We start from the raw sequence: 23036 nt of genomic DNA on the forward strand, positions 1-23036 counted from the left end.
GTTCTTCTAGCTCCTAAACGAATCAGGCACGCAGGCCCAGAATGGTATCGAGAATGGATGACCCGATATCGATGACGCGGGCATTCGCCTGGTAATACTGCTGATAGCGGATCAGGTTCGCCGCTTCCTCATCAAGGTTGACCCCTGATTCTGACTGCTGAACGGCCTTCAACTGCTCGGTCAGGCCTTCCTGGGCAGAAAGGTTGACCTTGACGATATTGGTACGGTTACCTACATCGCTGACCATGGCCGCATAGGCCTGGTTGAAGGAGGCCTTGCCGCCTACCGAGAGTTGATCTTGCAGCTTCTGAAGCGCCAGGGCATTGCGATTGTCGCCTGAGCCGGAAGCGGCTTGCCCCAAAGTCAAAGTAACAACACTATCCCCCTCAGGGATCGTCTTGACCGAGAAACTGATGCCATCAACTGTCAAAACATCACCGGCAACAATGGGTTTAGCTGGGTCGACAGCATTACCGTTATGCAGCACTCCCGCGCTCTCCGCAAGCATGCCATTGCTATCCAATGCCAGGGTACGGTTACCGCTCGTCAGGGCGGGATTGGCCGCTTCAAGACCGCTGATTTGCATATCGCCTGAGGTCTGGATGAAGCTCCCTGCCGCTATTTTCTCCAGATCTTGAATCTGGCTCTGCATACCCGAACCTGCCCTACGGACCGGCTGTACTTCGAAGCGGTCGCCATTGGCAAGAGAGTGTTTTGAAGTATCGAATGTTAGAACAATGCCGCCAAAACTGAGTTTGTTCCCTTCTTGTACGACCTGGTCACCGCTCAGTACCGTGCCGTTATCCTTTCGTACCACTTCGAAGGTCGTTGCACCTGAGTCCGTCGACACTCGCACGGTATAATCGGTTGCACGGAGATCGGCAATGTCTCCAAATTCAGCGGTTACCGTAGCCCTGCCATTGTTTCGTGTATCTGAATAAGCGACGGGCTGCCCAATAGCAAAGAAATCAGCACCCTGTTCGTTGTTCAGATCACGCCCCAGGCGATGCTGCTCGTTAAAGCTAGCCGTCAACGTTACCGCCAACTGACCAATCTGGTTCTGCGCCTTGTCCAGGGTTTCGCTACGAAACGCCATCAGGCCGCCCAGGGTACCGCTGCCAATGGATGACTCACTTAGCGCCACGCTGTTACCGGCCGAGTCACGATAGCCTACTATCGTCCGCTGGGGGTCACTCGGTGAATCCATCGCTTCAAGTTTGAAGGTATTGGTGCCCGAAACCAGCGGCTGGCCGTTGGGCAGCGAGATATTGTAGGTCTTGCCATCCTGCACGGTCAGGCGAACGTTCAGCCGCTCACTCAGGTCGGCCACTGCCTGGTCACGCTGATTGAGAAGGCTGTTGGGCGCCTCTCCTGTGCGCGCCCGCGCTAGGGCAATCTCGCGGTTGAGCTTGCCGATCTGGTCGGTAGCATTGTTGATCTGCGTGACTTCGTCACGGATCTGTCCATTGATGCCTTCCTGCATATCCTGCAGGTAGCGATCGAACGAACGGAACTGTGCGCTTAGCGTATCGGCCGTACCGATCACGCCTTGGCGAGCCGCAGGATCCGAAGGTGCTCCCGCCAAGTCTTCGAGTGCAGAGAAGAACTTTTGCATCAACGGCGCCAGGCCCGCCTCGCGATCGGCCAGCAAGTTATCGATCTGACTGATTTGCGTCGAGTATGCACGCAGGCCGCTGCTCGAACTCGAGGCCGCATTCAGCTGGTTCGCCACGTAATGATTGAACTGGCGCTGAATGTCGTTCACCTGCACACCGCCGGCTTTACCCTCGCCCACGATCGTCAGTTCGCGATTGTATCCCGGTGTATAGACGTTGCTGATGTTATTGCTGGTGGTATTCAAGGCGTTTTGTGCCGCGTTGAGACCACTCAAACCAATGGAGAAAATGCTCATGCTTCCATTCCTTAGGCCATTGATTGTGTTATCGGCACAAACGCCGTGGGCTTTAATGTCATGGGTACCGCTACCTGACTAGTGACCAGTGAACTATTCAAAAGGTACTACCCGGCGTGCGCGAGAACGCCATATTCCGTTCCACGACGCGGTTGCTTGCCAAGGCTGCGTCGCCTTCAGCAAGCGGTCCCAGAGTATCCATGATCGCGACCAGCTTGGTGGCATAGGCCGGATCGGTGGCGTACCCCGCCTGCTGTAGCTCACGCGCAGCGTGTTCCGGTGTGGACGCAGTGGTGACCTTGGCATAACGCGGATTATCGCCAATCAAACGCGCATAATCGGTAAAGGACGCCTCGAAGGAATCGTAGACACGGAAGGTATCGGTGACTCGCACCCGCTGACCATTCACGTATTCATGGGTCGTGATATCGGTCGTTGCACCCTTCCACTGGGAGCCCGCCTTGATGCCGAACAGGTTATGGCTGTTGCCTCCCTGTGCGGTGGGGATTTCGTGGCGTCCCCAGCCGGTTTCCAGAGCCGCCTGAGCGAGGATCAATTCTGCGGGCACGCCAGTGGCTCGGCTGGCGGCTTGGGCCGGCCCGCTCAGCTTGGTGAGGAATTGCTCGACATGTGCGGGCTGGCCGGCGACGTCTGAGCGCTGTGTGGCGCTGATAGTCGTGGCAGGACTGGCGTCGGGACGGGCATTGGCCTGCGTCGCATCGGCTTGGGAAGCGCGCTGTGCATCAATGGCGTCAAGGAAACCTGAACCAGACGTTGCGCCCAGTTCGTTCATGAAACCGCTGACCGGGGGTTGCTCGGTCGGTGTAACGTCAGCGCTGGAAGCCGTCTCCGATGACGTAGTCTTGGCATCCTCGATCAAGGCATCACTCAACACACGAGGTGTCCCACGCGGAATGCCTGCAACCAGTTCATCGTACTGCGATAATGTCGAGGCTTTGCTTGGCACCAAGCCACGCTGCTCGAGCTGGTTGATCAGCTGCTCCGCCAGTCCGACCCCCTTACCTGCCATATGCTGGGACCACTGCTGATCGAGCAATGACGTATAGAATTCGGTCTGCTGACTATTCATGAGGTCGGACTGCGGCGAGGCATCGCGCATGCTCTTGACCATCATCTGAAGAAACATGGCCTCGAACTGCTTGGCCGCTTCCGGCAGGCCAGCGTTGGGATCCTGGCTCGCGCTGTGCTTCAGGCGCTGGATCCCCTGCATGTCGAGCGCGAACTGCCCGCTCAGCTCATTGTTCACACTCATCAGATGATCTCCAGCTCGGCACGCAGCGATCCCGCCGCCTTCAGCGCTTCTAGAATCGACATCAGATCGGCGGGGGTGGCCCCCAGGGCGTTCAACGCATTGACCACATCGACCAGGTCAGCACGGCCCTCGACAATCCGAAGCGTCCCTTCTTCCTGCTGAATCTCGATATTGCTGTCAGGAACCACGACCGTCTCGCCGTCGCCGAAAGGTGCAGGCTGGCTGACCTGATAATCGGTATCGATGGTGATCGACAGGTTGCCATGGGCCACGGCCGCACGATGCAAGGTCACCTGACTGTTGAGCACGACGGAGCCGGTACGTGAATTGATCACCACCTTGGCCATCGCCTCGACCGGCGTCACGTCCAGGCTCTCGATACGCGCCATGAAGTTGACACGGTCGTTGGCCGTGGGTGGGCCCTGGAGCTGGATGGTCCGGCCATCCTGCGCCGCGGCCACTGGCCAGCCGAAATCGTTATTGATCGCAGTGACGACACGCTGCGCGGTGCCGAAATCGGCCTCCTTGAGTTGCAGGGAAAGCACCCCACCATTGGCCCCCAGATCCAGCGGCACCTCACGCTCCACCATGGCACCACCACTGATACGACCACCCGCCTGCTGGTTGATCTGCACGCTGCTGCCACCCGCCTGGGCCCCAACACCACTGACCAACAAGTTACCCTGCGCGATGGCATAGGTATCGCCATCAGCACCTTTCAAGGGCGTCATCAACAGGGTGCCGCCACGCAGGCTGCGCGCATTGCCCACTGAAGAGACCACGATATCGAGGCGCTGTCCGGGCTGAGAAAACGGCGGCAAGTCCGCCGTGACCATGACTGCAGCGACATTGCGTAGCTGCATGTTGGTGCCTGGCGGCACCGTGATGCCCAACTGCGAAAGCATGTTGGTCAGGCTCTGACCCGTGAACGGCGCCTGCATGGTCTGGTCACCGGTGCCATCGAGCCCCACCACCAGGCCGTAACCGACCAGAGCGTTATCACGCACCCCGGCAAAGGTCGCCAGGTCACGGAGCCGTTCCGCCTGTGCCGGCAATGCCAACATCAGGCATACGATCGCCACCAGCATCGCAAACAAACCGCGTAGGGAAACAATACGCACGTTGGTCATGGTCGAATCATTCACTTGCTCGGTCCCCACCTTGCCCCGGCCCATCAGAACGGTGCCACGTTCAGGAAGAAGCGCTGTAGCCAGCCCATGTGCTGAGCCTCGTTGATATAGCCATCACCGACATATTCGATGCGTGCATCGGCGACCTGCGTCGATGGCACCGTATTCTGTCCGGTGATCGTGCGAGGATTGACGACCCCCGAGAAGCGTATGAACTCCACGCCCTGATTGATCGCGATCTGCTTTTCACCGCGCACGCGCAGGTTGCCATTGTTCATGACATCGAGTACCGACACCGTGATCGTGCCCGTGAAGGAGTTGTTGGCCTGTGAGCCGCCACCACCCTGGAAGGCGCTGTTGCCGGAGACATTGAAACCGTAGTCCGCCAGTTGCTGCAGCGGCTCCGGCAACTCAGCCAAGGTCAGGCCCGCCGAGCCATCGCGCGTGGCATTGCTTTGAGCGTTCTTGCTGGCGCTGACTTCCTCGTCGAGAACGATTGTCAGGATATCGCCCACCATCCGAGGACGCCGGTCCTCGAATAGCGGTTGATAGCCTCGCTGCACCTGGTAGATGGAACCATTGGCCGCGGGAGCCGGCCGATCGGGAATGATGACCATTTCCTGCTCACCGACCACCGAGGCACGGGGTATCTGAGCGCAACCGGCCATGGTCAACATGACCCATGCAACGCATATCGGGCTGGCGAAACGCCACAAGGCAGACCGAGACTTCATCACTGACTCCGAAACGCTTACAGCTGGCTCAAACGGGCCAGCATTTCATCGCTGGTCTGCACGGCCTTGCTATTGATCTCGTATGCACGCTGGGTCTGGATCATGCTGACCATCTCCTCAACGACATTGACGTTCGAGGTTTCCACATACCCTTGGAACAGACGGCCCGCGCCATTCATGCCCGGCATGGATTCATTGCGTGGTCCCGACGAGGTCGTCTCGCGATACAGGTTGCCCCCGATACTCTCGAGACCCGTCGGGTTGACGAAGGTCGAGACGGTGATCTGGCCGACCTGATTGCTTTGGGTGGTACCCGGCTCGGTGACCGTGACGATGCCATCCTCACCGATACTCACCGACAGCGCGGTGGCAGGCAGAATGATCGCTGGCTCGAGGGGATAGCCATTGGCGGTGACCATCTGGCCGTTCTCGTCGAGCTGGAAGCTGCCGTCACGGGTATAGGCGGTGGTACCGTCCGGCATCAGGACCTGGAAGAAGCCCTGACCGTTGATCGCCAGATCGCGTGAATTCTCGGTGGCCTCCAGTCCGCCCTGGGTATGCAGGCGCTCGGTGGCTACCGGACGTACACCGGAGCCGATCTGCATGCCGGAAGGCAGGGCATTCTGGACGTCGTTCTGGGCGCCGGGCTGGCGCATGTTCTGGTACAGCAGGTCTTCGAATACCGCGCGCGAGCGCTTGAACCCGTTGGTGCTGACGTTTGCCAGGTTGTTGGCAATAACGTCCATCTGCACCTGCTGAGACTCGAGGCCCGTCTTGGCCGTCCACAGCGACTTGATCATGTCGGAATTCCTTTAACGCGGCTCAACCCTGGAGGGAGAGCAGGCTGTTGGCCCGTTGGGCGTTTTCATCGGCGCTACTGATGACCTTCATCTGCATGTCGTAACGACGTGCGGTGTCGATCATTGCCACCATGGACTCGATTGCGCTGACGTTGCTGCCTTCCAGCGCGCCGGAAACCAGACGCACCTCTTCGTTCGCGCCGAGTACCGGGATCTCGCCCTCGGCGTTGGCCGCTGGGCGGAAGAGACCGTCGTCACCGCGAAGCAGATTCTCCAGGCCGGGATCGACCAGCTTCAGGCGACCCACCGCAACCAGGGCGTCTGGCGCCTCGCCGGCACCGATAGCGCTGATCGTTCCGTCAGAACCCACGGAAACCTGCGCGCCAAGGGGAATGATGATCGGGCCTTCGTCGCCGAGCACAGGGCGCCCAGCACTCATCAGCAGGCCATTGCCATCGACCTGCAGATCGCCACGGCGGGTATAGGCTTCGCCGCCCTCCTGAGTCTGCACGGCCAACCAGCCGCGCCCGTCGATGGCCACGTCGAGCTCACGCCCGGTGGTACTGAGCGGACCCGACGAGAAATCCGAACCAGGGGTAGTGGCCGCCACCGACACACGGGTCGGCAGCGCCCCATCGCCCTGAACTGGCACCGCGCGCATGGCATGGAGTTGAGCACGGAAGCCACTGGTAGCGACGTTGGCCAGGTTGTTGTTGACCACCGCCTGCTGGTCCATGCTTTGCTTGGCGCCGCTCATGGCGGTATAGAGAATGCGATCCATGGTTCAAGCTCCTCGATCAGACATCATCAACGCAGGTTGATCGCGGTCTGCAGGAGCTCGTCCTGAGTCTTGATGGTCTGCGAGTTGGCCTGATAGGCCCGCTGGGAGACGATCATCTGAACGAGCTCACCTGCCATGTCGACGTTGGAGCTCTCGACGGCGCCAGACTCAACGGTGCCGAAGATCCCGGTGCCCGGGGCGCCCAGCAATTCCTGGCCGGAATCGATCGAGGCGGTCCAGGCATTGTCGCCAGCGGTCCTGAGGCCTTCGGGATTACGGAAGTGTGCAAGGGCAATCTGGCCCGCCGGGCGCTGCTGCTCGTTGGCGTAGTTGCGCATGACAGTACCGTCGCTCTGGATGGTAATGCCTACCAAGGTGCCGGAAGTGTAGCCATTCTGGGTCAGTTGGCTGGTGGTTGAGGTATTACCGAACTGAGTGGAACCAGCCAGATTCAACTCGAAGTTCAAGGGATCAGGATCTCCTCCTAATTCAGCGCCAGTAAAGTTAAGCCCGGGCATATTGCCCGCAGCGGGCGCAGCCAAGGTGCCGTTCGAGTTGAAGGAAACTGTAAAGTTATTGGCTTCCTTGTAGGTACCATCCATGGCGACCTTGGCATTCCAAGTGTTTGGGATGCCCTGCATGACGGCGCTTAATCCAGCCGGAACATCTTCAGGGGCGACGCCATTCCCATCACCGTCAAAATAGTCTGCACCATCTTGATAATACAAAACACCGTTTTGCGCACTAAATGCAAGTCGACCAGCACCATCCTGTGCTTGTTCCTGTGCCTTTTCGTAATAAACAGTGATATTTCGCGGATTCCCCAGCGAATCATAAACCGTGAAGTTATTCGAATAATGGTAGTCGATTTCTTCGGCCCCATTATTGACCTGGGCGGTATTGGTATCCTTGCCGGCCACCATCCTCGAGTCGAGATTGACGGTGGTCATGACATTAGTCGTCGCATTGGCCGGCATTTCGTCGGCAGGTACGTTGAGCACTTGCGGCTGACCACCCGCTTGCACCTGACCATCAGCATTTATGCCATAGCCCATGATCCGTGCACCCGAGGCGTTTTCCAGAAAGCCGTCCGGCGTCATCGACAGTTGGCCGTTACGTGAGTAGACAATCTCGCCATTTTGCTGGAAACGGTAAAAACCCTGGCCGCTCACTGCCAGGTCGAGTTCACGGTTGGTGGACTCAAGGTTACCTTCCTTGAAGTTCTGCAGCGTCGCAGAAACGCGTGTACCCAGACCCACACTACCGGCGTAGACATCGGCGAACTGGGTGTTGGCACTCTTGAAGCCAACCGTCTGTGAGTTGGCAATGTTGTTACCCAGTACACCCAGCTTGGATGACGCTGCGTTCAAGCCGCTCAATGCTTGTGAAAAGCTCATGTCTTTCTCCCTGCGTACCCTCGGGTACGTTGCGATTTCGTTCTTTTAAGCCCGTGACGATCGTCGCGCCGCTTCGGGCAGTTCAATCAGTGGATCCAATCGACCCTACATCTTCAAAATCTGGCGGATGTCGCTCAGGCTGGCCTGCTCGGTGATGCCACCCAGATCCAGGCGCGGCGAACCGTCTCTGCCCGTGGAGACGCCACGCACCATGGCGTAGTTCAGGGCCGAGGCCACCACGGGCTTTTCGCCCGAGGAAGCTTCTATGCTCACGCGATAGGCACCGGCGGGCGCCATCTCGCCTGACTCAAGCTTGCCGTCCCATGCGAACGACTCGACACCGGCCTGAATCGGTCCCAATTTCAACGTGCGGATTACCTGACCGGCACCATCACGTACCGAAGCGACGACGTCCGAGGCGGATTCCTTCAGTTCCACACCGAAGGGCGTAGTGCCTTCCGCACCCACCAACAAGCGGTCGCCCGGGACCAGCACGCCCTGCCCGATCAGGCTGGCCGCCTGCAGGGTCTGGCCGGCATCGATCTGGCCGGTGATGCCCTGCAACGTGGTATTGAGTTGCTCGATGCCGCTGACGGTGTTGATCTGCGCCAGTTGCGAGGTCATCTCCGCGTTCTGCATGGGATTGAGCGGATCCTGATTCTGCAATTGAGTGACCAACATGGTCATGAAATTGCCACGCAGATCGTCGGACTGCTTCGCGGTGGCCGCGTTGCTTCCGGTATTGTTCAGCTTATGAATGACATTGGCGTCGATCGTCGACATGATCAGCCCTCACCGATGGTGAGTGTCTTGAGCATCAGCTGCTTGCTGGTGTTCATGATTTCCACATTGGCCTGATAGGAGCGCGAGGCGGAGATCATGTTTACCATTTCATGCACCGGCTCGACGTTGGGCATCGTCACGTAGCCTTCTTCATTGGCCAGCGGGTGCTCTGGGCGGTACTCGAGGCGCATCGGAGAAGGATCCTCGACCACCTGGGTCACGCGCACGCCACCAACGCCATGCGCTCCCTGGGACTGAGCCTCGAACAGGACCTGCTTGGCCCGGTAGGCCTCGCCATTGGGTCCTGCCACGCTATCGGCATTGGCCAGGTTGCTTGCTGTCACGTTCATGCGCTGGGCCTGGGCGCTCATCGCCGAACCGGAAATATCGAATACGGAAAACATCGACATCGTTTAACTCCTGGGTATTATTCCGACTGCATCGCCGTCTTGATTCCCTGGATCCGGCTATTGATCAGGGTCAGCGCCGCCTGGTAACGCACGGCGTTGTCAGTGAACTGGGTACGCTCGCGATCCATGTCCACGGTGTTACCGTCGAGACTCGGTTGATCAGGTACGCGATACAGCAAGTCCGGGGAAACCGGTGACGTGGTACGGGCCTCGATATGACGTGAAGACGTCGTGCTCAGGGACAGCCCAGCGTCGCTGCGGCGCCCGTTATCCATGACACGCGATAGCTCCTTCGAAAAATCGATATCGCGTGCCTTGTAGTTGGGCGTATCGGCATTGGCGATGTTGCTGGCCAGCACCTCGTGTCGCTCGGCGCGCAGGTTCAATGCTTCCTGGTGAAAGCGTAACGCCCCATTGAGCTTGTCGATCATCGTCCCGGACCTCCCTGAGTCTCATGACACCCGTGCACGGGTATTGGGTCAGGGTGGAGAATAGACGAGCCCCTGTCCTGCCAAACTCAAGAACAGGGTCCCATTTGCCGGTCATTTCACGCTTTGAGTTTTTTCGCCACGCTCTAGAATCTCATTGTCCACGACGTACCCCATGTCGCGGCTCGTTTCACGGTATCGCCCATGCTGTTACTGCCCCGCTCGTATTCCCGCCTATGTGCCGCACTGCTGGCACTCTTCATGCTGTGCTTGAGCGTGACGGGCCACGCCGATGACAGACATCTCATCGAACGCGTCCATGCCTTCCTTTATGAGCACGCCATGGACCTGGGCAATGAAGTGAATATTGAGGTTCACCCCCCTTCGGCTCATCTACCGATATGCGAATCCCCCGACCCCTTCTTGCCTCATGCCGGCCAGTCACTGGTCGGCCGTGTCTCGGTCGGCGTTCGCTGTGGCAGCCAAGGCCGCCAGGTACGCTATCTTCAGGCCAACGTGAGCGTGATCGGCGACCAGGTCGTGGCCGCGAGAGCCATTCCCGCCGGGACAGTGATAACGGCCGATATGTTGGCCCTACGTCCCGCGGAACTGGGCCGCCTGGCGCGTGGCACCCTGACACGCTTTGAAGATGCGATTGGTTTGCAAGCCTCGCGCCCGTTCGCCGCGGGCGCAGCATTGAGCGAGCAGACGTTGAAGCCCGTGACACTGATCGAGCGGGGCGCTCGTGTCAGGGTCGAAGCCCGGGGCAACGGCTTCGCCGTGATGCGGGAAGGTCAAGCACTGGAACCCGGCGCCATGGGCGACGAGATTCGCATCCGCCTGGATAACCGTGAGACACTGCGTGCCCGAGTGGCTGGCCGAAATCGGCTACTCGTGGATTTCTGAGAGATCGCATTCAAGTTTCCACTCAGCAGGTCGATAATGGGGGAAAGCCCCTGATCAAGAGAGACATCTCGTGAAAATCGATAGCTCACATACGCTGGCCCGCCCCAACCAGAGCGAGTCGAGCGACAAGGCTGGCAAGGCCAACAGTGCCGCCCCAGCCGCCAAGGGCAACTCGCCTGCCGTTGTCACCCATCTCAACCAGTCAGCCAAGAATGCCGGTCAGGATATCGACCAGGCACGTGTCGAAGAAATTCGCCAGGCAATCAGCGAAGGCCGCCTGGAAATCAGCGCTGAACGCATTGCCGATGGACTCATCGACAGCGTGCGCGACCTTCTTGGCCAGGAAACTAGAGGCAAGGATTGATTCCATGGGTCTCGGGCAGCATCTAGCACGTCAGCACGATAGACTGGTCACCCTGGCCGGACTCCTCGAGGAGGAACGCCAGGCCCTTTGCGAGGGCCAGATCGATGGCGAGCATCTGAATAATCTGGCGGCACACAAGCGCGCCCTTCTCGACGAACTCGAGCGCCTTGAAAGCCAGCGGCGAACGGCCCAGCAGAAGCTTGGCTACGAGTCGGGGCGTGTCGGTGCCGAGCGTGCTGCGTTAGACGCCGGCTGCCTGGAGTCATGGCATGTCATGCGCACACAGGCCGAGCAGGTTCGCCATCAGAACGAACTGAATGGCTCCCTGCTACAAGTGCGTATGTCACACAATCAACGCACTCTGGATTTTCTTCACGAGTCGGCAGGCAACAGCTTCTATGGCCCCAATGGGCAATCTCATCGGCGCGGCTTTGCTGGCATCAACTCCCGTGCTTAGACAGTAGATAGACAATGCTCGTGGCATAACTGGGTTTTACTTGACCTTCTCTAGGCCTTCGGAGATAGTTCGGTGACAATCAAGTAACATTTAGTCACCAACACGTAGCCATCCGAAGACAGGGCTAGCGTTTGGACGGCCTGAAGGCGTTATGGAGAACCCAGGGTTATGGCCAACGATCATTCTCCATCGATTCCAGTTGTCACCAAGCATCCGATACCGAATTCGGTGGCCTCGCGCCTACTGAGCTGTCCGACGTTGCCTTCGTTGCCGACCACGGTAATGCAGGTCGTTGCCTTGGCCCGGGAACCTGAAACCAGCCTGCACGACTTGGCCCGCAGCCTCGAGAGAGACCCCGCGTTGACCATGCGTCTGCTGTCGCTGGCCAATTGCGTCTTCAACGCGCATCACAAACCTGCCGAGCATTGTCTGGAGGCTGTCACTCGCCTGGGTATCGACGCCACCCTGTCCGTGGCTCTGGGCTTCGGACTGGTCCACGGGCAAGAGCGCCGCAAGACACGGCTCGACCTCGATCGCGTCTGGCAACGTGCTCTGGTCGGTGCATTGGTTGGGCATCGGCTCGCTGAGACGCTGCGATGCCTAGAAACCGGTAATTTGTTCACCATAGCGTTGGTACAGGATATCGGCATGTTGGCCATCGATGCCATCGAGCCAACGCTCTATGCCGACCTCCCCCTTGACGCGCTGAACCATACAGAAATCGCCTGGCACGAGCAGCAGCGACTAGGCTGCGATCATGCACAGGTGGGCGCTTGGCTAGCCGGCCAGTGGGGGTTGCCGTCGCGGCTGGTAAAAGGCATCGCCAACAGCCATCGACCGCTGGAAACGCTCGACATCAGGGAACGTTGTATCGTAGCTACCGGACTGATCGCCGATGCCTGGCTAGCGCCCCATCCTCCTCATGCCTTCGTCGATCTCGTCCCCATCCTGCTTGAGTACTTTTCGCTTGAGACCAAGGATGTCCAGGCTCTGCTGGTTTCTCTCCAGGATGAACTCCCGCCGCTGGCCCGTCTCTTCGAAATAACCCAGCCTCCGGCCTTCAATGCCACCCACCTGCTCCTGGAAGCCAAGCAGTTATTGCACGCGCACAACATGAAGTTGAGTGAAACGCTGCTGATGCAACAGGAAGAACTGCAACAGCTTCAGCGCGAGCAGATCGCATTGGATAGCCGGATTCGTTGCGATGCCCTGACCGGCCTGTTTAATCGGGGCCATCTGGAAGTACTACTCGAAACAGCATTCAGAGATGCCATGCAACAGGGTACGACACTCGCCGTTGCATTCATCGACCTGGACCATTTCAAGCAACTCAACGACCAGTACGGGCACCGACTGGGTGACGAAGTGCTTCAGCACTTTGGCACGCTCCTGCGCACCCTCCTCACTCCAGAAGTCATCGGAGGGCGTTATGGCGGAGAGGAGTTCTTGCTCATTCTGCCTGGCGGGTCATGTGCCGAGGCAGAAACGGTTGCCCGAAGATTATTGGACATGCTTGCCGAAACGCCCCTGGTACAAGTAGACGGTGAGCCCTTGTACGTCTCGGCTTCGATCGGTATCGCTCAGATGCAAGGGGCGGCATTCAGGGAGGCTCGTGAACTGATACACGCCGCCGACCAAGGGATGTACGCCGCCAAGCGTGATGGCAGAGCGAGGATTTCGGTCTGCCATGGTCTCGCTACGAAGTAGCCACGTCGCCAATCGAAGCGTTTTGAAAGAGCGGCAGCGTTTGCGTCGTCGACGCCAGCGGCTCCCGGTTGGAATAGCGCGCACTGTGCTCGAGGTCGGCCAGGCGTCGGTCAATACGATATAAAGCCACTAGCAGGATGAATAGACAGGCGAAGCACACCACTAGGCCCATAGCCATGATGAAAAATCCGCAAATAAGGAGCCGGCGGCTCCGACAACGCATCTTACGCCCGGCCCAACGCGTCTGCGAAGCGTTTTCTTGCACCCTACAGCCGTGATTCGACACGGCTGAGAATTTGCCCGCTAACCTTGTTTACCAAAGGCCGCGCAGCGCGATTCACGGCACGTTCGAGTAGCTTGTTCTTTATCTGATACTCCAGTGAAAGCGTGACCTCGGTGCCTTCAGGAATGCGCTTCAAGCGATAACACCCCCGGTTACTGACGCCACTCAGTGATTCCCAGGCCAACCGCTCCGGCGGCACGCATTCGGTGATCGCCACGTCGAAGGTCCAGTCCATACCCACCGCATGCACGAACCACCGATAGCGCTGGTTACCCAAGGGCTCGATGGACTGGATCAGATCGGAATACTCGGAAAGATCCTCGACTCTTTCCAGCAGCGCGAAGACGCGCTCCGGCGGCGCATGCACGATACTGGTGTGCTCGATGGTAGCCATATCACTCCTTGATCCGGAACGTTCAAAACGAGGGTAACCAGCTTGGCGAAAAACTGCCAGCGGCGCTTGAGTATTCGGTCCTACGCTGGTCAGCCAGGCGGCAGGCCGTTAGACTGTGTCGCCTCCGGACCGGATCCCGGAGCCCCCTGCCGAGCCTGTTTGCTGCGCGCAGGGTCTCGATAAATTCTCCGCCAGGACCCCCTCATGACTCCCTCAGTTTCGCCTGTGGCCACCCCTGCCGTCGTCATCTATTCCGGCGGCATGGATTCCTTCACGGTATTGCATCGTGCGCGGCATGAAGGATATGCCCTCCACGCGCTCTCGTTCGATTACGGACAACGGCATGCAAGAGAGCTCGAGGTTGCTGCGCGCGTGTGTCGGCAGCTGGATATCGAGCATCGCATCATCGATATTCGCGCCATTCACGAATTGATCGATCACTCAGCCCTGACCGATACCTCGCGTCCCATTCCCGAAGGCGACTATGACGGCGATAACCTTTCCGCGACAGTCGTCCCCAATCGCAACATGATCCTATTGTCGCTGGCCATTGCCCATGCAGTGAATATCGGGGCCAAAAAGGTGTTCTACGGTGCGCATGGTGGCGATCACATCCTTTACCCTGACTGTCGCCCCGAATTCGTCGACAGAATGAATGCCGTCGCCGCCGTTGCGAATTTCGAGCCTGTCGACATATGCGCCCCCTATTTGCATGCAGACAAGCGGGCCATCCTGGGCGATGGTCTCAGCCTGGGACTTGATTACAGTGACACTTGGACTTGTTATCTCGGCGAGCCCCTGGCCTGCGGGCAGTGTGGGAGTTGCAAGGAACGACTGGCCGCTTTCGCCGCCCATGGTATCGCCGATCCCCTACCGTACCGGGAGCCTGCCCATGGCAGGTGACGTGACGCTTATCGCGACCAGCTCACGGCCACCCGAGGGAGAAGATTGCCGCCCTGGCTGCGGCGCGTGCTGCATTGCGCCATCCATCAGCTCACCGATTCCCGGCATGCCAGGGGGCAAACCGTCCGGGGTTCGCTGCGTCCAGCTCGATGACGATAACCTGTGTCGACTCTTCGGCGATCCGCGTCGCCCCGAGGTCTGCCGACGCTTCTCATTCGACCGAGAACTATGCGGAGAGGACCGTCATGCGGCCCTGAGCAATATCTCGGAGCTGGAGCGTCTGACCTAAGTCAGGACTCCACCCCTTCGCGCCGAACCAGGCGATAATCCAGCAGCGCGCGCCAGCGCGCCAGGATGGGCGCGTCACTATGTGTCACCTCACCCAGCAATTGGCGAAATGCAGCACGAGCGTCATCGTCATCAGGCTCGATTAGGGTCAGCCATACCTCGAAGGCCTGCAGGAGCAGATGCAGGTTCTCATGCTCCCTGGCCTGGTTCATGGCCTGCTCGGTAAGCTGGTGGATGCTCTCCTTGGGGTGCCCCAGGCGATGGCGTACCCGCGCCAGTTGCAAGGCGAGTTCGGGTAGATACAGCGAGCCACGCTCCTGGGCGACCAATAAGCATTGATCGAGGTAATGGTCGGCACGCTCGAATTCACCGAGCACCATGCAGGCATCCGGATACCATAATACCGGTCGCTGATAGCGGTCGCGGCCGGTCAGCTCATCGGTTTCTTCCATGGCAGCCTCGAGCAACTTCAGTCCCTCGCGATCGCCAGACAGGGCTCTCTGCCAGGCGAGCACTCCCTGAGCCGACAAATGCCAGAGATGCAGGTCGGGTGTCCCCGTCATGTCGACGGCCCGTTGCGCCAGGCTGCCCGCCTGGTGCACATGGCCCAACTGGCGATACAGGGCCGCGGCGAACAGCAATGCCATGGCCAGCGACCCCGGGTGGTTGAAGCGTTCTGCAAGGCGAATCGCGGCCTCCGCCTGACGCTGGGCCCCGGCGTAGTCGCCACGCAGGCATAGCGCCCAACCCTGAAAGCACGCAGCGGCGACCTGAGGATGATCGGAGAATGGCAGCCATTCGATCAACATGGGTTGGTTGAGAGGATCGATCTCCTCGAGATGTTCATGGGCTTGGCGGATACGCCCCGCCCAGTACTCGCAACTGGCCCGGGCATAATCGGCCAGGCGGCGATAGCGCGGATCGTCGAGATGCGATGCCAGATCGGCGAGTTTCGAAGCCAGGGAAAAGGCATCTGCATGAGCATGGCGTTGGCTGCAGCCGACCCACAGCCCCCATTTGACGAGGAACCGCTGTTCGAGATCGGCTTCTTCGTCATTGTCGCTGCCCTCGCAATCAAGCAGCTCCCATGCACGCACGAAGCTTTCATGCGCCGTCGGCGAGCCATGGCCCTCCAGGGCGAACGCAGCCTGGCCGCGTACGGTCAACAAGCTGATCTCACGCTCAATCTGCCCCTCGACATGGCGCAGGCTGGCCAAGCCGAAATCCGACATGCGCAGTGCGGTACGATTCGCACACACTTTCAGCGCCTCACGCGCTGCCAGCTCGAAATATCGCGCCCCGCGGGCATAATGGCCACTGCGACGCAGATGCGTTGCGAAGTCGCCGGGGTGACGGCTGATCCACATCGGAAACCGCTCTTCGATGAGGCTGACGACCTGCCGGTGTATCCGGACGCGTACATCCCGAGGACAGGAGAGATAGGCGGCTTCCTGAAGCAACTGATGGCTGAACTGGTAGTCGCAACCGCTATCGCCCGTGCAGGCTTCGATGATTTCCAGCCGACACATTTGGTCCAGCGCCTGCTTGAGGCGCCCGTTTTCCCAGCCGCTGCACTCAGCCAGGAAGTCCAGACGAAACTGGCGTCCCAGCACGGCAGCGACGTGGGCCACTTCACGATCGCCATCCAACTGATCGATGCGGCTCGCCAATAATCCGAGAAGACCCCGCGGCAACTCGTCCACCTTCACGTTGCGGCCTTCGCGACGGTCCATGTCGAGACGCCGACATATCTCATGCAAGTAAAGAGGCACCCCATCGCAGCGCTCGATGAGCTGGCTACGCAGCCGGGGCGTGAGGTGCAAGCGATAGCGTCTGGCAAGTTGTGTCAGTAATCGCGAAGACTGTGCACTATCCAGGCGTCCCAGGGTGATCTGCTGGTCCCAGTGAAGTTTGGTTGGCAGGGATTCGCGCCCATGATGACTGGCGACCAGCAACAGCGGCGAGTTGATGGGCAGACGCGCCTGGAGCCCGGACAGCACCTTGAAGGACGGTTCGTCGAGCCATTGGAGGTCGTCGATGATCAAGACCAGAGCACGAGTGGCGGTCAACGATTCGATCACGGCATGGAGCAGCTTGACGACCATCTCGACGGCTTCACCGCTTTGCGTCAGCTCTGCGATCTCTTCCGGCTCGCGAACGCCAAGCGCTTCCTCCAGCAATTGGCGCCGCGCACTATCCATGGATAGGCAAGGATAGTCGTTTAGCAACTGCTCGAGGCGACCACTATCGATATCCTCACCCAGATGCCAACGCAACAGGGTGCGCGCTACACCATAGGGAAGTTGCGCCGAAAGACGCGTTGTGGGCTGCCAGCAAATGGCCGCGTCCCGGCTCTGTTCGAGCTGGCGGAACCCGACCAACAGCGCCGACTTGCCCATTCCCGAGGCGCCTCGCACGAGCACACTCTGACGCAGGCCAATACTGGCCCTGGCCAGTGCATCGCGAAGCTTGCGCAATGCCGGTTCCCGCCCTACCAGGCTCGGGGGTACCGCCTCACGCCCGCCTTCGTTGGTCCCCAGGACCAGGGCCCGCAGACGTACGCGTCCATCGCTCGCTACCAATCGCGATGATAGCCGCGGCTGTAGGTCGAGCGCTGGCGGCATGTGCTGGCTGGCCTCATGGGAAATCACCAGCTCACTGCCCTCGGCGGCGCTCATCAAATCCAGGGCACCCTGCGTCACTTGCCCCAAGGGATCGACCAGTTGGCGCTCGGGGAGGTAGACCACACGACCGCTATTGAGCCCTGCAGCCAGATCGAAATGCGGGGGTTCGCCTTCACCGCTCCAATGCCTCAGACACTCTTCGGGCAGCGCCCGCCGACAGTGCTCATACAACGCAACCAGTTCGGCGAGTTGATGCGCGGGTCCATGGGTACCGAAACATGCCAGGCCCAGCCCCCCGGTGGCTCCTGGCAGCCAGAATCCACCAAGATGGTGGCATTGCTGCTCCAACCAGCGAATCAGCTCGAATTGCAGGGTCAGGCAAGCCCGCGTTTCCGCACGATCCTGCCACTCGCCCTGAGTACGCAAGCGTATGGCCATCACCGACAGCTGACGCTGCTCGATCTCATCTTCGCTCAGCGGAGCGCTATCCATGGACACGGCGCGAGAAAACGCACCTTGAGGCGAAAGCCCCTGGAGATCGGGCTTGCCATCCGACCAGTAGCGAGCCAGCTGAAGGAAGCCCGGCTCAGGCTGCTGCCCCGAGAGCGCTAAGAGCTGCAAGTAGGCGTTGTACTGTTCGTGTGCCGCCGCCGACTGGCCCTGCTCGGCAAGTTGGCGCACCAGGCGCTCATGGAAAGGGCCGTACCCCGAGAAGCGGCTTACCAAGGTACGTAGCAAACCGTCGGGGATCTCTTCATGTTTCTGCAGGACCGCTTCGGCAAACGCAATGACACGCTGTCGCCATTCACTTCGCACTTTCAGCAGCCAGCGCTGGAACTCGGCGCACGAAGAAAGTTGCAGTTCCTCGACGAGATCGCCTCGGTAACGCTCAAGGATCGTATTCAGGGTGTCGATGTCGGCCGGCGCAGCCAGCCAGGACTGAAGCTCATGAAGGTCGAAATGCCAGGTATCGGGTAACCGGAAGGCGATGGTCTGCCGTGTGACGACCAACACCTGGTCGGCCTCTTCTCCCAGCGATTGACGCAAGCAGTGCAACGCATGACGCAGGTTGGTTCGCCCCGAGGACAAGCCCTGATCCGGCCACAGCAACTCGGCGAGCGTGGCACGATTGACCGGTTGCTCATGGAGCAGCAGGTAGACCAGTAACGCCTTGACCTTGTCGTAGCTGAATTGTGTCAGGCTATCTTCGCCAAGGTTCAGCGAGAAATGGCCGAACAGCGATAACTGGTCGTTGACAGACGGGTCCCTCATCGTATGGTTCCTGCGTTATCTTGTTGGCGATGATTTCGCTTGCCTCTGCCATGAGCCGGTCTGCTACCTGGACGATCACGGCAATGAGCCTCACCGCAACCGCCGAACCATCCTTGTCCGTCAAGCCACCCGGGGCACGCCACTATGGAAACGGAACGTATCATCGGCCGCGAGGATCAGATCCCTCTCACATTCGGCAAATCGATTTATTCGTTCCTCTACCTGTGCGCTGCTCTCTTCGGCGTAATGATGAGCCAGCATCAGGTAATCCTCGTAATGGCGTCCTTCCGACTTAACCAGAGTGCGATAGAACTTGGCAAGCTCGGCGTCGAGGTGGGGGATCAGCCGTGCGAAACGTTCGCATGAGCGTGCCTCGATAAACGCGCCGACAATCAGGATATCGACCAAACGCCCAGGATCTTCAGTCCTGACGTGACGCCGCATGCCCTCGGCGTAGCGTGAAGCGCTCAGGTGGCGATACACCACGTCTCGCGACTCCATGACCTTCACGACCTGCTCGAAGTGCAAGAGTTCTTCACGCGCCAACTGCGACATCTTGGTCAACAGCAGTGGACGGTCCACGTACCGGTACATCAGGCTCATCGCCGTGGAGGCCGCCTTCTTTTCGCACTGGGCGTGATCGATGAGCAATATCTCCTGCTGTTCGAGCGCCGCATCGACCCATTCCTGGGGCGTGGGGCAGCGCAGGAACGCCAGCAGGTCAGGCGGTAGCAACTCGTCTAGCGTATCTCTCGACTCATCTATCGTTTCTTGCATCGTATTCCCGTTCACTCGTCACTCGGTACTTGTTTGGCTACGCCTATCTCGATCACGCCTGGCATGCCCCGCTTCCAGCAGTGCGTGGGCCAATCGCTCGTGCAGTTCGCCGGGCGCGAGCCAAGTTTCATCATCAATCGGCTCGACACCATACTGCGACAGGTCACCGATGCGATGACGCCCCACCCGCAACAGCTCGACCACACGCGACAAGGCGGGCTGGTCGGTGCGAAAGCGAATGCCGTGCCGACGCATCTGGGCCTCGAGCCGCTGCGGATCGATCACACGGAGAAAACGGCTGGCCACCGATTCCCGCATCGCATCGATGTCGTTCATACGCTGAGCCCGCTCGTCAGCGGGCAGACCGAACCAGTCGCGGATCTCGTCGTCGTGACGCTGGCAACCGCGGCAGACGCAGTCGCCGACCGTTGTCGAACATAGCCCCACACAGGGCGAAACAATTCGTTGATTCATGCGCCTCCTCTCGTTCCGGGCTCATCTTATCGCGACTCGCAGGCCAGGGCATCCAGCATCGCCGACCAAAGTTCAAGGATTGTCGACAACGACTCGCTTAACATTGTCGACAGTTTCCCGTAGACTTCGCCGCACCGAGTCACACGGTTTGCCAGTCCCGAAGCGCACTCCCACCCAGTGGATTGTCGGGCTTCCCAGCCGACACGACACCTACCCCACGCTTCGGATCAGATACTTGATGAGGGCCCTATAGTGCTTGAAGCTTATCGCCAACATGTCGAGGAACGCGCTGCCGAAGGCGTGCCACCCAAGCCGTTGAACGCCGAACAGGTGGCACAACTGATCGAACTGCTCAAGACCCCGCCCGCCGGCGAGGAGAATTTCCTGCTTGAGTTGATCACCGATCGTGTTCCCCCCGGTGTCGACGAGGCTGCCTATGTGAAGGCCGGCTTCCTGACCGCCATCACCAAGGGCGAAGCGCAATCTCCCCTGATCGACAAGATCCATGCCGTCAAGCTTCTCGGTACCATGCAGGGCGGCTATAACATCGCCACGCTGGTCGAGTTGCTGGACGACAGCGAGCTGGCCAAGGAGGCCGGTGAGCAGCTCAAGCACACGCTGCTGATGTTCGATGCCTTCCACGATGTCGACGATCGCGCCAAGGCGGGTAATGCAGTATCCAAGGATGTCGTGCGGTCATGGGCCGAGGCGGAATGGTTCCTGGCCAAGCCCAAGCTCGACGACAAGATCACCCTGAGCGTATTCAAGGTGCCTGGCGAAACCAATACCGACGACCTCTCGCCGGCACCGGACGCCTGGTCGCGCCCCGATATCCCGCTGCACGCCAACGCCATGCTCAAGAACGAGCGCGAAGGCATCAAGCCGGAAGTTCCCGGCACCAAGGGACCGCTGACGCAGATCGATGAAGTCAAGGCCAAGGGCTTCCCCGTCGCTTACGTCGGCGATGTAGTGGGTACCGGTTCATCGCGTAAGTCTGCGACCAACTCGGTCCTTTGGTTCTTCGGCGACGACATCCCCTACGTTCCCAATAAGCGCGCCGGCGGTTATTGCTTCGGTGGCAAGATCGCCCCGATCTTCTTCAACACCATGGAAGATGCTGGCGCCCTGCCCGTGGAAATGGACGTCTCAAAGCTCGACATGGGCGATGTGATCGACGTCTATCCCTATGAAGGCAAGGTTTGCAAGCACGGGACCGACGAAGTCCTGACCACGTTCGAATTGAAGACCCGCGTTATTCTCGACGAAGTTCGTGCCGGCGGTCGCATCCCGTTGATCATTGGCCGGGGATTGACCGACAAGGCCCGCAAGGCGCTTGGTCTGAGCCCGTCTGATGTATTCAAGACGCCCGAACAGCCGGTCGACACTGGCAAGGGCTTTACCCTGGCGCAGAAGATGGTCGGCAAAGCCTGCGGCATGGATGGGGTCCGTCCCGGCATGTACTGCGAGCCGAAGATGACGACCGTCGGTTCCCAGGACACTACCGGACCGATGACCCGCGACGAGCTCAAGGACCTGGCCTGCCTCGGCTTCCAGGCCGACCTGGTCATGCAGTCATTCTGTCACACCAGCGCTTATCCGAAGCCGGTCGATGTGGAAACCCATCACACCCTGCCGGACTTCATCATGAACCGGGGCGGAGTCTCGCTGCGTCCGGGCGATGGGATCATCCACTCGTGGCTGAATCGTATGCTGCTGCCGGATACCGTCGGTACCGGTGGCGACTCGCACACCCGCTTCCCGATGGGCATTTCTTTCCCGGCCGGTTCGGGTCTGGTGGCCTTCGCAGCGGCCACGGGTGTCATGCCGCTGGACATGCCGGAATCCATCCTGGTGCGCTTCAAAGGCAAGCGCCAGCCTGGCGTCACCCTGCGTGACCTGGTGCACGCCATCCCCTATTACGGTATCAAGCAAGGTCTTCTGACCGTCGAGAAATCCGGCAAGAAGAATGCCTTCTCGGGCCGAGTGCTGGAAATCGAAGGACTCGAAGAGCTGACTGTAGAGCAAGCGTTCGAACTCTCCGATGCCTCCGCCGAGCGCTCTGCCGCCGGTTGTACCATTACCCTGTCTGAAGAGAGCGTCAGCGAGTACCTCAAGTCCAACATCACACTGCTCAAGTGGATGATCGACAACGGCTACGGCGACGAGCGCACCATCAGCCGCCGTATCGAAGCCATGCAGGCCTGGCTGGCCAACCCCAGCCTGATGCGGGCCGATGCTGACGCCGAGTACGCCGAGATACTCGAGATCGATCTCGACGAGATCAAGGAGCCGATTCTCTGCGCGCCGAACGATCCCGACGATGCCCGACTGCTGTCCGACGTCGCTGGCGAGAAGATCGACGAAGTCTTCATCGGCTCGTGCATGACCAACATTGGCCACTTCCGTGCCGCAGGCAAGCTGCTTGAGAAGCAGCCGGCCGGTAGCCTGAAGACGCGCCTGTGGCTGGCGCCTCCGACCAAGATGGACCAGCACCAGCTCACCGAAGAAGGCTATTATGGCATCTACGGTCGTGCCGGGGCGCGCATGGAAATGCCGGGGTGCTCGCTGTGCATGGGCAATCAGGCCCGTGTCGCTGCCAAGTCCACCGTGGTTTCCACCTCGACCCGTAACTTCCCCAACCGCCTGGGCGATGGGGCCAATGTCTACCTGGCCTCGGCAGAACTCGCTGCGGTTGCAGCAGTGGAAGGACGCCTGCCGAGTGTGGAAGAATACCAAGGCTACATGGGACAGTTCGATGCGATGGCAGGTGAAATCTATCGCTACATGAACTTCCATGAAATCGAGGAGTACCAGAACGCTGCCTCGAACGTGATTCCGCTGGCTCAGGAAGCCTGAGACGCCGGATCAGCACCATCGTCGCCGATGCTCGCAACATCAATGGCTATGCACCTCGATAGCCATCGTCGATGACCGAAGCG

At 59.6% G+C, this 23036-nt stretch carries 22 protein-coding genes; 7 read left to right on the forward strand and 15 right to left on the reverse strand.

Annotated features, from left to right (window positions below):
* Window positions 1-22 precede the first annotated feature (22 nt).
* The 10 genes from flgK to flgB form a co-directional block, all read right to left on the reverse strand.
* The gene (flgK, locus tag JH15_RS01300) at window positions 23-1912 is read right to left on the reverse strand and encodes a flagellar hook-associated protein FlgK (protein ID WP_043526251.1); all 1890 of its coding nucleotides are present in this window, start codon (window positions 1910-1912) and stop codon (window positions 23-25) included.
* A 97-nt stretch (window positions 1913-2009) separates the two neighbouring features.
* Window positions 2010-3185, reverse strand: a complete 1176-nt coding sequence (flgJ, locus tag JH15_RS01305; protein WP_052383842.1) for a flagellar assembly peptidoglycan hydrolase FlgJ — start codon at window positions 3183-3185, stop codon at window positions 2010-2012.
* Window positions 3185-4273 (reverse strand): flagellar basal body P-ring protein FlgI, encoded by a 1089-nt coding sequence (locus JH15_RS01310; RefSeq protein ID WP_269319781.1) that lies wholly within the window; start codon window positions 4271-4273, stop codon window positions 3185-3187. The genes flgJ and JH15_RS01310 overlap by 1 nt, the downstream gene beginning before the upstream one ends.
* A gap of 86 nt (window positions 4274-4359) precedes the next feature.
* Complete coding sequence (locus JH15_RS01315) at window positions 4360-5049, reverse strand: flagellar basal body L-ring protein FlgH (protein WP_043526253.1); 690 nt, start codon at window positions 5047-5049, stop codon at window positions 4360-4362.
* A gap of 17 nt (window positions 5050-5066) precedes the next feature.
* Window positions 5067-5849 (reverse strand): flagellar basal-body rod protein FlgG, encoded by a 783-nt coding sequence (gene flgG, locus JH15_RS01320; RefSeq protein ID WP_043526254.1) that lies wholly within the window; start codon window positions 5847-5849, stop codon window positions 5067-5069.
* A 22-nt stretch (window positions 5850-5871) separates the two neighbouring features.
* Window positions 5872-6630 carry a flagellar basal body rod protein FlgF gene (locus tag JH15_RS01325; RefSeq protein ID WP_043526257.1) on the reverse strand — a complete coding sequence of 253 codons (759 nt, stop codon included), beginning with the start codon at window positions 6628-6630 and terminating at the stop codon, window positions 5872-5874.
* A gap of 26 nt (window positions 6631-6656) precedes the next feature.
* On the reverse strand, window positions 6657-8027 hold the full coding sequence (gene flgE / locus JH15_RS01330; RefSeq protein ID WP_043526260.1) for a flagellar hook protein FlgE: 1371 nt from the start codon (window positions 8025-8027) through the stop codon (window positions 6657-6659).
* 105 nt (window positions 8028-8132) lie between these two features.
* Window positions 8133-8810 (reverse strand): flagellar hook assembly protein FlgD, encoded by a 678-nt coding sequence (gene flgD / locus JH15_RS01335; RefSeq protein ID WP_043526262.1) that lies wholly within the window; start codon window positions 8808-8810, stop codon window positions 8133-8135.
* 2 nt (window positions 8811-8812) lie between these two features.
* Window positions 8813-9220 carry a flagellar basal body rod protein FlgC gene (gene flgC / locus JH15_RS01340; protein WP_043526264.1) on the reverse strand — a complete coding sequence of 136 codons (408 nt, stop codon included), beginning with the start codon at window positions 9218-9220 and terminating at the stop codon, window positions 8813-8815.
* 17 nt (window positions 9221-9237) lie between these two features.
* Window positions 9238-9651: a flagellar basal body rod protein FlgB gene (gene flgB / locus JH15_RS01345; protein WP_043526267.1), complete on the reverse strand. Its 414-nt coding sequence runs from the start codon at window positions 9649-9651 to the stop codon at window positions 9238-9240.
* A gap of 201 nt (window positions 9652-9852) precedes the next feature.
* Between flgB and flgA the strand changes: the two genes are divergently transcribed.
* From flgA to JH15_RS01365, 4 genes are all read left to right on the forward strand, one after another.
* Entirely contained in the window at window positions 9853-10554 is a 702-nt protein-coding gene (gene flgA, locus JH15_RS01350) for a flagellar basal body P-ring formation chaperone FlgA (RefSeq protein ID WP_052383843.1), read from the forward strand.
* 70 nt (window positions 10555-10624) lie between these two features.
* Window positions 10625-10918, forward strand: coding sequence for a flagellar biosynthesis anti-sigma factor FlgM (gene flgM / locus JH15_RS01355; protein WP_043526270.1), 294 nt, complete (start codon window positions 10625-10627; stop codon window positions 10916-10918).
* 4 nt (window positions 10919-10922) lie between these two features.
* Window positions 10923-11375 carry a flagella synthesis protein FlgN gene (locus JH15_RS01360; protein WP_043526272.1) on the forward strand — a complete coding sequence of 151 codons (453 nt, stop codon included), beginning with the start codon at window positions 10923-10925 and terminating at the stop codon, window positions 11373-11375.
* Window positions 11376-11543: 168 nt separating this feature from the next.
* On the forward strand, window positions 11544-13082 hold the full coding sequence (locus JH15_RS01365; protein ID WP_052383844.1) for a GGDEF domain-containing protein: 1539 nt from the start codon (window positions 11544-11546) through the stop codon (window positions 13080-13082).
* On the opposite strand, the gene JH15_RS01370 is transcribed toward JH15_RS01365, so the two are convergent.
* Both JH15_RS01370 and JH15_RS01375 read right to left on the reverse strand, forming a co-directional pair.
* Window positions 13072-13260, reverse strand: coding sequence for a hypothetical protein (locus JH15_RS01370; RefSeq protein WP_043526274.1), 189 nt, complete (start codon window positions 13258-13260; stop codon window positions 13072-13074). The genes JH15_RS01365 and JH15_RS01370 overlap by 11 nt on opposite strands.
* A gap of 88 nt (window positions 13261-13348) precedes the next feature.
* Window positions 13349-13759 (reverse strand): SRPBCC family protein, encoded by a 411-nt coding sequence (locus JH15_RS01375; protein WP_043526277.1) that lies wholly within the window; start codon window positions 13757-13759, stop codon window positions 13349-13351.
* Between the two features lie 204 nt (window positions 13760-13963).
* On the opposite strand from JH15_RS01375, the gene queC reads away from it, so the two are divergent.
* Together queC and JH15_RS17690 are read left to right on the forward strand one after the other, a co-directional pair.
* The gene (gene queC, locus JH15_RS01380; RefSeq protein WP_043526279.1) at window positions 13964-14662 is read left to right on the forward strand and encodes a 7-cyano-7-deazaguanine synthase QueC; all 699 of its coding nucleotides are present in this window, start codon (window positions 13964-13966) and stop codon (window positions 14660-14662) included.
* Window positions 14652-14951 carry a YkgJ family cysteine cluster protein gene (locus tag JH15_RS17690; RefSeq protein WP_081948814.1) on the forward strand — a complete coding sequence of 100 codons (300 nt, stop codon included), beginning with the start codon at window positions 14652-14654 and terminating at the stop codon, window positions 14949-14951. Before queC ends, JH15_RS17690 begins: the two co-directional genes overlap by 11 nt.
* A 1-nt stretch (window position 14952) precedes the next feature.
* On the opposite strand, the gene JH15_RS01390 is transcribed toward JH15_RS17690, so the two are convergent.
* From JH15_RS01390 to JH15_RS01400, 3 genes are all read right to left on the reverse strand, one after another.
* Entirely contained in the window at window positions 14953-18846 is a 3894-nt protein-coding gene (locus JH15_RS01390; RefSeq protein WP_043526284.1) for an ATP-binding protein, read from the reverse strand.
* 120 nt (window positions 18847-18966) lie between these two features.
* Complete coding sequence (locus JH15_RS01395; protein WP_043526286.1) at window positions 18967-19623, reverse strand: MiaE family protein; 657 nt, start codon at window positions 19621-19623, stop codon at window positions 18967-18969.
* An 18-nt stretch (window positions 19624-19641) separates the two neighbouring features.
* A complete protein-coding gene (locus JH15_RS01400) occupies window positions 19642-20097 on the reverse strand; it encodes a DUF1289 domain-containing protein (RefSeq protein ID WP_043526288.1) in 456 nt (151 codons plus the stop codon).
* Between the two features lie 252 nt (window positions 20098-20349).
* On the opposite strand from JH15_RS01400, the gene acnB reads away from it, so the two are divergent.
* Window positions 20350-22953 (forward strand): bifunctional aconitate hydratase 2/2-methylisocitrate dehydratase, encoded by a 2604-nt coding sequence (acnB, locus tag JH15_RS01405; protein ID WP_043526291.1) that lies wholly within the window; start codon window positions 20350-20352, stop codon window positions 22951-22953.
* Window positions 22954-23036 lie beyond the last annotated feature (83 nt).

The sequence above is a fragment of the Litchfieldella xinjiangensis genome (assembly GCF_000759345.1).
Taxonomy (GTDB): Bacteria; Pseudomonadota; Gammaproteobacteria; order Pseudomonadales; family Halomonadaceae; genus Litchfieldella_A; species Litchfieldella_A xinjiangensis.